Annotated in this window: 12 protein-coding genes; 4 read left to right on the top strand and 8 right to left on the bottom strand. The window is 36.5% G+C overall.

Annotated elements, in window-relative coordinates; genetic code table 11:
* Positions 1-5 precede the first annotated feature (5 nt).
* Complete coding sequence (locus AB1K81_RS15225) at positions 6-827, bottom strand: ABC transporter ATP-binding protein (protein ID WP_412977528.1); 822 nt, start codon at positions 825-827, stop codon at positions 6-8.
* A 197-nt stretch (positions 828-1,024) separates the two neighbouring features.
* On the opposite strand from AB1K81_RS15225, the gene AB1K81_RS15220 reads away from it, so the two are divergent.
* The gene (locus AB1K81_RS15220) at positions 1,025-2,623 is read left to right on the top strand and encodes an amidohydrolase (RefSeq protein WP_412977527.1); all 1,599 of its coding nucleotides are present in this window, start codon (positions 1,025-1,027) and stop codon (positions 2,621-2,623) included.
* 31 nt (positions 2,624-2,654) lie between these two features.
* Here the strand turns inward: AB1K81_RS15220 and AB1K81_RS15215 are convergent, their stop codons facing one another.
* On the bottom strand, positions 2,655-3,389 hold the full coding sequence (locus tag AB1K81_RS15215; protein WP_412977526.1) for a sulfite exporter TauE/SafE family protein: 735 nt from the start codon (positions 3,387-3,389) through the stop codon (positions 2,655-2,657).
* Positions 3,390-3,477: 88 nt separating this feature from the next.
* Positions 3,478-4,959, bottom strand: coding sequence for a methyl-accepting chemotaxis protein (locus AB1K81_RS15210; protein WP_412977525.1), 1,482 nt, complete (start codon positions 4,957-4,959; stop codon positions 3,478-3,480).
* 170 nt (positions 4,960-5,129) lie between these two features.
* On the opposite strand from AB1K81_RS15210, the gene AB1K81_RS15205 reads away from it, so the two are divergent.
* Entirely contained in the window at positions 5,130-6,161 is a 1,032-nt protein-coding gene (locus AB1K81_RS15205; protein ID WP_412977524.1) for a ketopantoate reductase family protein, read from the top strand.
* 50 nt (positions 6,162-6,211) lie between these two features.
* On the opposite strand, the gene AB1K81_RS15200 is transcribed toward AB1K81_RS15205, so the two are convergent.
* From AB1K81_RS15200 to AB1K81_RS15190, 3 genes are all read right to left on the bottom strand, one after another.
* The gene (locus AB1K81_RS15200; RefSeq protein ID WP_412977523.1) at positions 6,212-8,245 is read right to left on the bottom strand and encodes a catalase; all 2,034 of its coding nucleotides are present in this window, start codon (positions 8,243-8,245) and stop codon (positions 6,212-6,214) included.
* Positions 8,246-8,473: 228 nt separating this feature from the next.
* Positions 8,474-8,650 carry a DUF2187 family protein gene (locus tag AB1K81_RS15195; RefSeq protein ID WP_412977522.1) on the bottom strand — a complete coding sequence of 59 codons (177 nt, stop codon included), beginning with the start codon at positions 8,648-8,650 and terminating at the stop codon, positions 8,474-8,476.
* Positions 8,651-8,743: 93 nt separating this feature from the next.
* Positions 8,744-9,340, bottom strand: coding sequence for a cadmium resistance transporter (locus AB1K81_RS15190; protein WP_412977624.1), 597 nt, complete (start codon positions 9,338-9,340; stop codon positions 8,744-8,746).
* A gap of 190 nt (positions 9,341-9,530) precedes the next feature.
* Between AB1K81_RS15190 and AB1K81_RS15185 the strand changes: the two genes are divergently transcribed.
* A complete protein-coding gene (locus AB1K81_RS15185; RefSeq protein ID WP_412977521.1) occupies positions 9,531-10,664 on the top strand; it encodes a zinc-dependent alcohol dehydrogenase in 1,134 nt (377 codons plus the stop codon).
* A 42-nt stretch (positions 10,665-10,706) separates the two neighbouring features.
* Here AB1K81_RS15185 and AB1K81_RS15180 read toward each other — a convergent pair whose 3' ends face one another.
* Entirely contained in the window at positions 10,707-12,512 is a 1,806-nt protein-coding gene (locus tag AB1K81_RS15180) for a M3 family oligoendopeptidase (RefSeq protein ID WP_412977519.1), read from the bottom strand.
* A gap of 165 nt (positions 12,513-12,677) precedes the next feature.
* On the opposite strand from AB1K81_RS15180, the gene cysK reads away from it, so the two are divergent.
* Positions 12,678-13,589, top strand: coding sequence for a cysteine synthase A (gene cysK, locus AB1K81_RS15175; RefSeq protein ID WP_412977623.1), 912 nt, complete (start codon positions 12,678-12,680; stop codon positions 13,587-13,589).
* A 25-nt stretch (positions 13,590-13,614) separates the two neighbouring features.
* Here the strand turns inward: cysK and pepV are convergent, their stop codons facing one another.
* Positions 13,615-15,024, bottom strand: a complete 1,410-nt coding sequence (gene pepV / locus AB1K81_RS15170) for a dipeptidase PepV (RefSeq protein WP_412977518.1) — start codon at positions 15,022-15,024, stop codon at positions 13,615-13,617.
* Positions 15,025-15,113: the final 89 nt, after the last annotated feature.

Genomic DNA, 15,113 nt, shown 5'->3' with positions numbered 1-15,113 from the left:
GGCTCTTAAATCCTTTTTCGATTAATATTAGATGTAGGTGGTAGTATATGTCTTCCTTTTCCATGTGGGATACACATAGGCGTCCCATAAATTGGGTCAAATAAAACATCACATTTTAAATTAAATACCTCTTCGACTAATGCACATGTAACGATTTCTTCTGGTTTACCAAAAGAAGTGACAGTTTGGTTTTTGATGGCAATAATATGATGTGCATACCTGCATGATAAGTTAAGATCGTGCAACACCATGACAATTGTACGCCCATCTTTCTCATTTAACTTATACAATAAATCTAATATCTCAATTTGATGTGTCATATCCAAATAAGTAGTTGGTTCATCTAATAACATAATATCCGTTTGCTGTGCCAACGTCATTGCAATCCACGCACGCTGTCTTTGACCACCGGATAAAGAATCTACTGACTGATCTTTAAGATTTAACATATTCGTAAGTTCTAGCGCTTCATAAACCGCTTCCTCATCTTTTTTAGACCACTGTTTTATAAATCCACGGTGAGGGTGTCTCCCTTGCTTAACCAGTTCTAATACGGTTAGCCCTTCAGGAGAAATTGGACTTTGTGGTAAAATAGAGAGTTTTTTTGCTACTTCTTTTGTCTTCATCGTTGCAATTGCTTGCCCATCTAATATAACAGTACCGTCTTGGGGTTTAAGTAATCGTGCCATAGACCTAAGTAGGGTTGATTTCCCACAACCGTTTGCACCTATTAAGACAGTTATTTTCCCCTTCGGAATTTCAATATTTAAATCATCAATGATAATTTTATCCCCATAACTAATGGTTAAATCTTTTGTAGATAGCATAATGTACTCTCCTCTACATCAAAACTCAGTTCAACAATTGTTCCCTATTTCTTACCCTAACTAATACATTACCTTAAGTTTATGTGGTTTTTAAGTGATAGTCAATGATAATCATTTTCAATTATAATATTAAAGAATTTCACGAGATATTCATTGTATAATAAAATTAAAATAAATGGATGAAAAAGGAGAAACCTATGGCGCCTACTATTGATTATATTATCTCAAGCAATGCTGTTTTTACTGGTACTGAAAATACCCCAAAACCTGCCGCAATTCTCATTGCAAATAATAAAATTGTAAATGTCATTGATAAACAAAATATGAAAGAATACATTTCAAGTCATACTAAAGTTATTGATTTTGATGATAAGCTTATTATGCCTGGATTTCATGATTTTCATATCCATCTTTTATTAGGTAGTATGTTAAAAAATAGTGTAAACCTACAAGATGCTCGCTCTGCTCAGGATATCGCTACACTTGTAAAAGAATATGCAGCCAAGCACCCAGACCTCCCCCTAATCATCGGTAGTGGCTGGGATGAAAACACATGGCATACGAATGAACAAGTTAATAAAAAGTATTTAGATGAAGTAGTCTCAGATAGACCGGTAATACTATATCAAGCTGAATTTCATAGCGCTTGGGTAAATAATGCCATGTTAGAGCTTGCCGGGATTACGCAGGAAACCGAGATTCAAGATTTTGGTGAAGTTGTTAAGGATGAGAATGGTGAACCTACTGGGTTACTATTAGAACATGCCGTAGGACTTGTAACGAAAGCAATGCCTTTGGATTTAAAAGCTAAAGAAAAACTTCTCGAGCAATTTTTAAATGAAGCTGCTCAAGTAGGTGTTACTTCCGTACATGACCTTCTTAGACTTCCCGAGATGAGTACGGAAGAAGCAGAGATTTATGCTGATTTCGAGAAAAGAGACAAGCTCTCTGCAAGAGTTCATTTTGTAGCTCCATTAAACGGTGACCTTGAAGAAGCAAAACGTCTTCGAAAAGAATTTCATTCTAATATGGTTCAATTTACAGGTTTTAAACAATTTATTGATGGTGTGATTACAAGCTATACCGCATATTTATTAGAACCCTATTCGAATAAACCAGATTCAGTTGGTGGAACGGTCTATCCAGAAGATACTATTAAAAAATGGACGATTGCCGCTGATAAGGAAAACTTCCGAGTTCGTTTCCACTGTGTAGGAGATAATGCGGTCAAACTAGCCTTAGATACCTTTGAAGAAGCACAAAAACAAAACGGGAAGAGAGACTCACGTCATGCGATTGAACATATAGAAATGATTAGACAAGAAGACATTCCTCGCTTCCATGAATTAGGGGTATTAGCTTCTATTCAACCTGAACATATCAATGGTTCTTCGTATGAAGTATTCGAATCATTAATTGGTAAAGAACGTATGGAGCTTTATATGCTACAAAAAACACTCAAAAATAAGGAAGCGACATTAGTTTACGGAAGTGATTATCCTATCGTAGGGTTAAACCCATTAACTGCTATTTATAGGGCTGTAACACGTCTAGATGATGATTATGTTGTTTGGAATGAAGAAGAAAAAGTCACCCTTGCTGAAGCCCTAAAGTCCTATACATCCACGCCAGCTTATGGTGCTTTTCGCGAAAAAGAATTAGGTACATTAGAAGCCGGTAAATTAGCTGATATAGTTGTATTAGATAAAAATCTATTTACTGTTCCAAAGGAAGACATCAAAACTGCAAAAGTTATTTTTACGATGGTCGATGGAAAAATAGTATTTGAAAGATAGGTAAAAGCCAGTTCTAATGAGCTGGCTTTATTTATAATATATTCTCCACAAACACTTGCACAATAAGCGCAAGTGTTACTACTCGTAAAATCGGCTTCATATACGCTGGTTTTATTTTTTCTGCTACACGTACACCGATTTGTGCACCAATAACAGAACCACAGAGAAGTGCTAGTGTTAATGCCCACATTATTTTTCCTGAAGTAATGTACATTGTAGCTGCACCAATACAACTAGAGAAGGTTGCAAAACGAACATAACCAACTGCCTTTAAATAATCAATTTTTAAATATGCAAAAAGGTATAGCATTAATGTACCTTGTCCCGGACCGAAGAGACCATCATAAATTCCGATACCATATAAGCCTGGAATACTAATTTTACTCGGTTGTAAAGTGTTACCGCCCTGAAAATTTCGTTTACCGATCATGGAAGCAATTAGAGCAAATAATAGTAGTATAATGGCAATAATGTATAGGTGTTTGGGAGAAAGTAATGTAGCTATAAATCCTCCACTAAGTCCTCCTGTTATACTAATAGGGACAATCCAATAACACTCTCTTAAGGATATTTTCTTTTGTCTAAGCAAATGAAAAAAACTGGAGAATGAGCTTACCGTATTAGAAACTTTATTCGCCCCAATTGCAGAGTGGATTGGCATTCCTAATACTAGCATCATTGGAAGACTGATTAAGCCACCACCTCCGGCTATCGTACCTAAAGTTGTCGCGATAATTCCAGTAAAAAAGATAAAAATAAGATCCATACTGAACACCCCCTGCATCCAGTATAGATCTTATTGGCAATTAGAAAAAATACAATATTTCTATATAAGTTGATAACTTTTTGTTATATTACTTTTTCACTAACTGTTTTAATTCCTTACTTAATTCACTTATCTCCGCTACTGCTGTATTGATGGAGGTGATCAGGTCGTGTTCACTTTCAAGTGTAGAAACGATTTCTTGTGTAGAGGATGCGTTTTCTTCTGAAATGTTTGCTACATTTTCTAATTGTTCCTGAATATCTTTTAAATCTCCAGTTGCTGATTGAATCTCCTTCATACTGATGGAAAGACTGTTACTAGTATCTTTGAAAGAACTTTTTAGCTCATCAAAGAAAGTAGAAACTTCATCCAATAGCTTCATACCTTCTGCTGCAGCGAGTTCTCCTTCGGTAGATTTCTCTCGTGCATTCTCTGATTTCTGGAACAGACTATCGGTCACTTCGGTAATATCAACTGTAATATTTGCACTTTGTTCAGCAAGTTTTCGAACTTCATCTGCAACAACTGCAAATCCTTTACCATATTCTCCTGCACGTGCCGATTCAATCGCAGCATTTAAAGCAAGCAAATTCGTTTGCTCAGCAATGTCCCTAATTCCTTGAAGTAACGTATTTACTCTTCCTAAACTATCTTGCAAGTCAGCTACAGTTACAGTAGTTGTGCCTATTGCGTCGTTAACCGTACGAATATGATTGGATGCTTGCTGTACTTTCTCCCATCCTACTTGTACTTCTCCATTCATATGCTCAGACTTCTTCACGATGCTTTCCGAAATAGCTATCGTTTGATTGGTTTTTTCAAGTGATGAACCCATAGATTCATTAACCGTGCTCACACTTTCTGCTTCCTCTTGAATAGCAGTAGCCATTTGTTGAGCAGAGTCTAATACAAGATCACTGGACTCATAAATTGTCGTGATATCTTTATTAAATTGACCGATTGTCGTATCTAATTTATTCGCACCTTCCTCAATTGCATTAAAGGTATCTTGAAGCTTATCTAATAATTCCTTCGCTTCTAATTCTTTCTTAGAAGAACTATCTACTAATTCCCTACCCCATTTCGTTAATAGATACAAGGCAACTAATATCCCATCGATTATAGCAATAACGGTAATAAGTCCTTTTAAGTTATCATCAATACCTAATAAATCTTGCGGGCTGAAGAAAAACATTCCTATAATAAGTACATTTAACACAATACCAAATATTAAAATGAGCTCTTTTTTAAAATACATCGCTACCATAGCAACTGTTAAAAATATTAAATAGTGCTTATTAAGTGCAAATCCATCAAGAACAAATAAAAGCATTACAACTACGTTTGGAATTATTGCAAAAATAAACCCTTTTACATAGGTTGGTAGAGGCAACAAGTAATTAACACTTGAAATAATAATAACTACCACACCTGCTACAACAATTCCTATACTATCCGCAAATCCTCTTGCCATGACTACTGGTATAACTAAAAGAAAAACAATAGCAATTAATAAAATATAATTTACTTTGTGGACTCTTTTTGTATTATATGTATCTAAACTTTTCATGATGTTCCCCCTTCTAACATACTATATCGACCATATTCCCTTTATGTGTAGTTAATTTGATTTTTTTAATATATGTCGTTATATTTGCAAGATATGACTTTATTCCTATAATCTTATCTTACTAGGATAAAACTAGAAAAGTATTTATTTTACTAAGGAGGATGTTCATCTTGAGAATTGGAATAATGGGAGCAGGTTCATTAGGTACTATTATTGGTGCACTTATTTCTAAAGGAAATGATGAAGTTGAATTAATTGATGTCTATGAGGATCATGTAAAAGCACTTAATGAACATGGTGCAATGATTACAGGAACTATGAAAGAAACCATTCCAGTAAAAGCAATTACGCCTAAAGAAATGTCTGGGACTTATGATTTAGTTTTATTACTTACAAAACAAGTATTTAACGAAGAAGTTGTTACTAATCTAAAAAACTATTTACAAAACGATAGTATCGTACTATCACTTCAAAATGGGGTCCCTGAGGAAAGCCTTGTATCGATTTTAGGGAAAAACCATGTAATTGGTGGATCAGTTGAGTTCGGAGCTACATTTAAAGAACCTGGTGTATCTGAATTAACTACTGCAACAGAAGCATTCAAGAGCAATGCCTTTCAAATTGGTGAATTAGACGGTTCCGTGACAGACCGAGTTCAAAAAATAAAGGAAATCTTAGATTTAGTCGGTGGAACTCATGTTACTGATAATTTAATCGGAACTAAATGGTCTAAATTACTAGTAAATGTTGCCCTAAGTGGTATGTCTGCAGCTCTTGGGTGTACTTTTGGTGATGTTATTAAAGATGAGGTTGGCGTTTACAGTGCTGTCTCACTAGCGGATGAAACGATTCGTGTTGGGGAAGCAGCTGGTGTATCATTTGCTTTATTAGCTGGATTTGATTTAAGTATCTTTAAACTAGCTGAAGACGAAAGTAATTTACCAACCGCTATTGGATTTGCTAGAAAAGCATTCGAACCACAAGCATTATTAAGAGCAAGTATGCTACAAGATCTTGAAAAGCAAAGAAAAACCGAAATCGACTATATTAATGGTTTTGTAGCAACAAAAGGAAAAGAACTAGGTATTGCAACTCCTTACAATGACTTAGTAGTATCACTCGTAAAAAAAGCAGAAGATGAAAAATCTGTACCTACTTTTGAAGAAAATATTTGTCACTTTAAAGAACTTAAGAACAAATAGAAATAAAAGGGAACAAAGTGCTCATACTGGAGCAAGTTGTTCCCTTTTGATTATCTATTCCAATGTCTATGCTTTGCAACAGCATTTACGAAATCCCTTGCAAATTCAATGGGACTTCCATTAGTAATTACCCCTGGTTTATTGACCATATGATTTACCTCTAGCCATCTTCGCCCTTCTCCAATGGCACCAATCGTCTTTTTATGTCGATATGCTTCATCTAGGAAATAGGCAGCTTTTTCATTAAACATTCGATCGGTACTACTACCACGTACCATAAAGACTGCGTCATACAAAACTGATTGAGCAGTATAAACATTTTGTGTCGCCTCTAGCTCAACACCATTTGTTCCTTTTACTGGTCCTAAATCTTCACTAATAATCTCTGGAACAAGCCCTTCTTTTTTCCAATAATCGAGCACCGTTTTTACTAAAGGACCATTAAATCCATCAGATACTATGATGGCAACTTTACGTGTTTTCGCTGTCATTGTAGTATTTAACTGACTTAATGCTGGAGAAGCCTTCGTTACAGGGGCACCACCTTTAGTTGGCGGTTTTACTCCGATATTTCTTGCAATGGTTTTGGCTAATTCTAAATCAACATTAGCAAACAAATCAACATTTTGCTGACGAACCGATCTACTCTTTACCTTTCCTAACTCAAAGCTAAAAGCGTCTATAATATGTTTTTTCTCTGGTGCACTCATACTATTCCAGAACAGTTTTGCTTGGGAAAAGAAGTCCGTAAAGCTTTTACTTCGCCTCCGAATTTTCTTTCCTTCTACTTTTTCCTCATAATGCTTATACCCACCTTCTTCAGGTGAAGCGGGAACCGGAGTATTACCTGCAAGTGAATTACGATGATAATTAACCTTTCCTACATTTATCGTCTGCCTATGGAACCCATCACGTTGATTATTATGAAAAGGGCAAATCGGTCTGTTAATAGGAATCTCATGAAAGTTCGGTCCACCAAGGCGGAGTAATTGTGTATCGACATATGAGAATAGTCGTGCTTGTAATAACGGATCATTGGTAAAATCAATTCCAGGTACGACATTTCCTGGGTGGAAGGCTACTTGCTCCGTTTCTGCAAAAAAATTGTCAACGTTTTTCGTTAAAGTCATCTTCCCAATAATTTTTACTGGAACTTCCTCTTCTGGTATTAGCTTCGTCGCATCCAATAAGTCAAAATCGAATTTAAATTCATCTGCTTGAGGTACAATTTGAACACCTAACTCATATTCAGGATAATCCCCTCTTTCAATCGCTTCCCATAGATCATTACGATGAAAATCAGGATCAATCCCCATCAGTTTTTGTGCCTCATCCCATACTAGTGAATGTACGCCAAGCTTAGGCTTCCAATGAAATTTAATAAAGAAAGCCTCACCACTAGCATTGACAAAACGAAACGTATTAACGCCAAACCCTTCCATCATCCGGAAACTTCTCGGAATAGCGCGATCTGACATAACCCACATTACCATATGAGCATTTTCCGGATTATTAGCAACAAAATCCCAAAAATTATCATGTGCGGTGGATGCTTGTGGAATATCGTTATGGGGTTCTGGTTTAAAGGAGTGGACAACATCTGGAAATTTAATTCCATCTTGTATAAAGAAGACTGGTATGTTGTTGGCTACAAGGTCATAGTTTCCTTCATCTGTATAAAATTTTGTAGCAAATCCGCGGGCATCTCTAGCAGTATCCCCAGAGCCTTTGGAGCCATTAACGGTGGAGAAACGAACAAATACCGGGACCTTTTTCGATGTATCAGTAAAAATTTTTGCTTTCGTATATCGTTCCATACTTTCATATAGCTGAAATTCACCATGGGCAGCAAACCCCCTAGCATGTACTACCCTTTCTGGAATTCTTTCATGGTCAAAGTGAGTCATTTTCTCCCTGAAGTGAAAGTCTTCCATTAAAGTAGGACCACGAACTCCAGCAGTTAAAGATAACTCATCCTCTGACACCTTCAGCCCTTGGTTTGTTGTCATATACTTCCCTTTGTCATCTACACGAAACATATCCAGTTGTTCATTCTTTTCGTTTTCTTTTCGTTTATCTGTCATTACCATACCTCCCCATCTAATGGATATGATATGAGAGGCTAATTTATCCATATGAATTGATAAGGACTTGTTAGTGAACTACTAATACCAAAATTGAAAAAGGAGTTATTTAAACTATCAATTTATCAGCGGAAATATAACTGTATCAGCCATTATTAACATATTTCAGCAATTCCCTTATAACGCAAAAATTTCCACCCCCTAGTGAGGTGGAAATTTCAATTTTTCTTAAACCAATACGTAATTTTTATGATTGATAACCGTTTTGATTGGTTCATCTCGAACTGTATTATGACCAATTTCCACAATTACTGAGTTTTCTCTCACGATAAGTACCGTTCCCTTTTTCCCTTTATGTTCTCCAGACATAATTTCAATTGTATCGCCTTCAGCTGCTTTTGCCATAACGTATGACTCCTTCTTTTCTTCTTTAGGATAATAATAGTATTCCACATGGCATGATATCAGATTCACGGTAATTATTATAAGTAAAATGTCTTATAAAAATAAATCCAGAATAGTTTCAATCGTGTCACTTTCTAGTAAAACATGTATACCAATCCAGATAAAGACTACTGGAATAAAGATCCGTTCATACTTATTTACGAAAGCATAAACTTGTTTGGTAGAACTAAGCACATGACAAATAATACTCCAAATCAAAACCATAACGAAAAATGTAACAGCTGCAAGAAATAAATCTATCATGGTTAACGTTGTAAAATAAGGTACAATCACAGCTATTTCTTCAGCCCCTCCAGCTATAGCAATGATTGCTACTCTAACGGAAAGATTACTAAAGATTGACGATTTGCTTAAAAATGCGTTATCTTCTTCCTCTTCATCCCTTTCAAATAAAGCCATTACACCAATAACAATTGGAAGTAACCCAAGTAAGCCTGTCCACTCTCCATTGATAAAGGAAATTCCATAAAGTGCAAGTAAAGAAACAATCAGAACACTTGTCATTCCTACCTGCTGGCCAACATACACTTGCTTTATTTGTTTAGCATTATTAGCATGGGCAAAAAATACAATAAGTACAAGCATCTCATCAATACCTGCTGCAACAAACATAAGCACCATAGTTATCATCGTAACCAACAGACACTCCCCCTATTAGACAAGCTTTGTATTATTATAGGCTTTCCAAATTCGGAATAGACCAGTTAATTATATGACAAAAGGAAAATCTTGAATGGAACTAATAAGAGACATACTGCATACTTATCAACAATTGGACACAAAATAGCCGTATATATAACCATTTTACTAGGAGGACATTATGAAGGCAGTCACGTATCAGGGTAAATACCAAGTCGCAATAAAAGATGTAGAAGCACCGATGATACAAGATAAAGAAGATGTTATTGTTAAAATTACCTCTACTGCTATATGTGGGTCAGATTTACATTTATATCAAGGAAACTTCCCTCTCCCAATTGATTATGTCATAGGACACGAACCGATGGGAATTGTAGAAGAGGTTGGTACTGATGTCACGAAAGTTAAAAAGGGAGATAGAGTAGTGATTCCATTTACCGTTGCATGCGGAAAATGTCATTATTGCAACCATGATTTGGAAAGCCAATGCGATAACTCTAACCCACACTATGACTCAGGCGGGTATTTAGGATACTCAGAGAAGTTCGGTAATTACCCAGGTGGACAAGCTGAATATTTACGAGTACCGTTTGGTAATTACACTCCATTTGTCATACCGCAAGATTGTGAGCTTGAGGACGAATCATTATTGTTTTTATCAGATGTGCTCCCTACTGCTTATTGGAGTGTTGTAAACAGTGGGGTAAAAGAAGGAGATACTGTTATCGTACTCGGTTCAGGACCCATTGGATTAATGACCCAACAATTCGCATGGCAACAAGGGGCAGAGAGGGTTATAGCTGTTGATTATATTCATAACAGGTTAGAGCATTCTAGAAAGATTAACAAAACAGAAGTGTTCAATTTTACCGAAGATGAAGATATGGGAGAAACATTAAAGGAAATCACAAAAGGCGGGGCAGATGTTGTTATTGATTGTGTTGGAATGGACGGAAAAAAATCCCCACTCGAATGGGTAGAACAAAAATTAAAGCTTCAAGGTGGAACGTTAGGACCAATTCAAATTGCCACGAAAGCTGTACGAAAAGGTGGAACTCTTCAAATAACTGGAGTATATGGCGGACTTTATAATATGTTTCCATTAGGTCCATTCTTTACCAGAAACATCACAATCAAAATGGGGCAAGCACCAGCAAGACATTTCATGCCACATTTATACGATATGATTATTAATGAAAAGATCGATCCAAAACAAATTATCACCCATAATCTAGCCCTGGATGAAGCACCTCATGCCTATAAAATTTTTAATAATAAAGAGGATAATTGTATTAAAGTGGTCTTAAAGCCATAATAAAAGGTGCTTACCCTCTGCAGGATAAGCACCTTATCTTCATTACTTCACAATTTCATTTGTTAATTCTATAAATTCTTTCGCATCATTAGCCATTAATTGAATTCCAGCAGCCCAGAAATCTTCTTTTGTAATATCTACGCCTAGATGTTTTTGAGCTAAATCCTCCACCTGCATGGAGCCAGTATCTTTCAGTAAGGCAATGTATTTCTCCTCAAAACCTTCTCTATCCTTTAGGTATTCAGCATAAATACCTAGGCTGAATAGGAATCCGAATGTATATGGGAAATTATAAAATGGTACGCCACCAATGAAAAAGTGTAGCTTACTGCACCAGAAGTGTGGATGGTAGCTAGCTAGGCTATCACCATACGCTTCCTTCTGTGCTTCAACCATTAATTCATTTAATCTTTTTTCTGAAACAATGCCTTTTGCGCGTTCTTTATAAAATGCATTTTCAAACAAGAAACGAGCATGAATGTTCATGAACATTGCTGTTGCATTTTCTAATTTCGTATTTAAAAGTGAAGCTTTCTCTTCTTTGGACTTAGCATTCGCCACTGTTGCATTTCCGATAATCGTCTCAGCAAACGTACTAGCAGTTTCCGCAACGTTCATCGCGTAACGACGATTCAACGTTGGTAAATCCTTCATTACATGACTATGGAATGCATGGCCAAGTTCATGTGCTAATGTACTAGTGTCTGAAGAAGAACCAGTAAATGTCATGAAAATACGGGATTCTCCAAACTCTGGAAGGCTAGTGCAGTATCCACCCGGTCGTTTATTTGGTCTATCCTCTGCTTCTACCCAGCGATTTTCTAAAGCATGCTTCGCAAATCCAGCTAATTTAGGGCCGAAAGATGCGAAGTTTTCAATGACGAAATCACATGCTTCATCATATGTAAAACGAGTAGGTTTTACTTCCCCAAGTGCAATGGGAGCATCAACATCCTCCCAACCTAATTTTTCCATACCTAATAATTTTGCTTTTTGACCTAGGAAATCTAGAAATGGTTGCTTGTTATTCGAAACTGCTGACCACATCGCATCAAGAGTTTCCTTTGTCATGCGGTTATATTCCAACGGTTCTTCTAAGTGATCTTTGTATTGGTGTTTCGTTTGTAATGTGATACGGTAGCCATCTAAATGGTTTAAGGTGTCAGCAAATATCGGACCATATTTAGTCCATGCCGCTTCCCAGTTTTCAAATAACTGACTTCTTACTTCTGGATCTGGGTCAGCGTACATTCTATTCATTGCTTGACCAACGGATAACTCAGTAGTTTTTCCTTCTTTATCCGTAAATGGAATCGTCATAATCGAAACTACTGTATCGTAAAGGTTACTCCAAGCAGAAAGACCATCCTTGTTTAGCTCTGCTATAAGTTTTTCTTCCTCTTCTGATAACAAACGTTTACCATCAGAACGAATTTCATTTAATGCGAAAGAAACCTCGTTTAAATCTTTATCCTCTAAAAGTTTGCTCCATTCGGCATCAGGTATTTCAACTAGTTTTTTTGTGAAAGTGTTTGAAAGCTTTTGCACTTCACTATAAAGCTCCATAATCTGACCCTTTACAACACTCGCATGTTCATCATTCATATAAGCATCATGCCACATGCTCACAAATGTTCCAGATTGACCCAATCCTTTTCCGATTGCTTCTTGCTTTTGTAAAATCGTTTTAAAATCATCTACTGGCTGTGATTGATAGTTCCACTCATTTAATAATGATTGGTACTGGGCAATTTGCTTTTCAACATCTTTTAATTTCGCCTGTAATTCCTCGGATTTAGTACCTCCAGGGAAAATTGTTTCTAAGTCCCAAGTATCCATATAGTTCATCTGCTTTTCACTCTCCCTTTTAACCATTGTAAACCTTGAATTAATATTTGAAAACTATAATAACTTTTAATAATAGAAACACTTTTTCAACAGAATGGAACCATTTGCTTTTCCGCATCATTCAGTAGTAAAATGACAGAAACTTGAAAGAAAGTCGGTATAATGATGAAAGTAGTAGAAGATATATCTCAGCTTATCGGAGAAACTCCCATTGTTAAGTTAAATAAAGTTGTCCCGAAAAACTCGGCTGATATTTATGTGAAACTAGAGATGTACAATCCTAGTAGAAGCGTAAAAGACCGTGCTGCTTATAACATGATTCAAGTCGCAGAAGAAAAAGGCTTACTAAAACCTGGTGGAACAATTATTGAGCCTACTAGTGGGAATACCGGTATTGGGCTAGCGATGAATGCAGCAGCTAGAGGCTATAAAGCTATTCTAGTAATGCCTGACAATAGTACGATGGAGAGAAGAAGAATTTTACAAGCCTATGGGGCTAAGATTGTGTTAACACCAAGTGAGGACAAGATGCCTGGATGTATAAGAAAAGCATTAGAATTACAAAGAGAAATTCCAGGTAGCTTCATCCCACAGCAATTCGAGAACGAAGCAAATCCTAATATACACCGTACAACTACCGCTCTCGAAATTTTGGAACAAATGGATAGTAATTTAGATGCATTTGTTTGCACTGCAGGTACTGGTGGAACCGTAACTGGTACCGGAGAAGCGTTGAAAGAAAACCTACCGAACCTTCATATAGCTGTTGTAGAGCCAAAAGGTTCTCCAGTCTTATCTGGCGGGAAACCAGGTAAGCATAAGCTCGTTGGAACAAGTCCTGGATTTGTTCCGAAAATATTAAATACAACTATTTATGATGAAATTATTCAAATTGAGGATGAGGAAGCCATTACGATGCTTCGTGATCTTGCTAGATTAGAAGGGATTTTCATTGGACCATCTGGGGCAGCTGCTGTTTATGCAGCAATCCAAGTAGGGAAGAAGTTAGGTAAGGGGAAAAGAATTGTCTGCATCGCACCAGATACAGGAGAACGGTATTTAAGTATGGAATTGTAGGGGGCTTCTTGGCGCCCCCTACCTTTTATTTTGCTAATTCATAAACAGCTTGTGCATAAATTGCAGTTGCCTTTAAAAGATCATCAACAATAGCATATTCATCTTTTTGATGCATGACATCTTCACGCCCAGGGAACATTGCGCCAAAAGCTACCCCATGGTCTAAAGCACGTGAATACGTCCCACCACCAATTGCTAATAGATACGCTTCATCACCAGTTTGTTCCTCATACACTTTTTGTAATGTCTTAATAAGTGGATCATCTTTCTTCACATATGTTGGCTTTCCATCAGAGAAGTTTTCTAATTGAAGACCTTTTGTTTCCAAGTAAGTTTCAATTTTTTTCTTTCCTTCTTCAATATCAAATGTAACCGGGTATCGCATATTAATCCCTATACGACCTAAAGACTCATTACTATAACTCATCACTCCAACATTAATTGTTAAATGACCAGATTCTTCATCCTCATATTCAACTCCAAATACTTCTCCACGTGACTTGTCATGGAATTCAGCTACGGTTGTAACATATTGCTTTCCTGCATTATCTAACTCTAGTTGTTGTAAATAGTGTGCTAAGTAAGTACCAGCATTTTTACCTTTACTAGGCTCTGCACCGTGAGCACTTTTTCCAACTAAGTTAAGGACTACAACACCATTTTCAACGTTTGCATTTCCCTCTAGTTTCACTTCATTAAGATATGCCAGATAACCTTGAATTAAGTCAGTTGCGTCATGTTGCACGTTTATTTTTGCTTCTGCAAAATCAGGTACCATATTATAACGAAGACCGGATTGGAAGGAAACTAATTTTTTGGAAGCCGTATCATCAATCGTTTGAATAGGTTGAACAACGTCATAATCAGTGATTCCTTTTTCTGCAAAAATAATCGGGAAGTCTGCATCCGGTACAAATCCAGTAGTAGGCATCTCTTCATGTTCAAAATAATGGTCTACACATCGCCAATTACTTTCTTCATCAGTTCCTATAATAAGACGAACGCGTTTATTTAAAGGTAATCCTAATTCTTTCACTATTTTCATTGCATAATAAGCTGCAATAGTTGGTCCTTTATCATCGCTTGATCCTCGAGCATAGATTTTTCCATCTTTTATGATTCCACTGTAAGGGTCAACACTCCATCCATCACCCTCTGGTACAACATCCACATGTCCTAAAACACCAACTAATTCTGAACCTTGTCCCATTTCAAGGTGACCTGCGAGATTTCCAACATTTTTTGAAGTAAAACCATCTTTCTCTCCTAAGTCTAGCATATACTGGAGTGCTTCTTTAATGCCTTTTCCTAGTGGTGCCTCTTCAGTTGCATTTTCTTCATCCAACACACTTTTAATTTGTAATAGACCTTGCAAATCTTTTATAAAATCCTCTTTACGTTTTAATACCTCATCCATCCAATTAATCGTGCTCATATGTATCCATTCCTCCTTAAACAAACGTTTGATTAATTTTTTCTTTTATAAGTATATTTTACTCCTTTAGAGAGATGAATCACAATTCT

It is taken from the genome of Ornithinibacillus jepli (assembly GCF_047228935.1).
In the GTDB taxonomy this organism is placed as follows: domain Bacteria; phylum Bacillota; class Bacilli; order Bacillales; family Amphibacillaceae; genus Ornithinibacillus.
The sequence above is the reverse complement of the archived record's forward strand: the minus strand, read 5'-3'. Positions and strand labels throughout refer to the sequence as shown.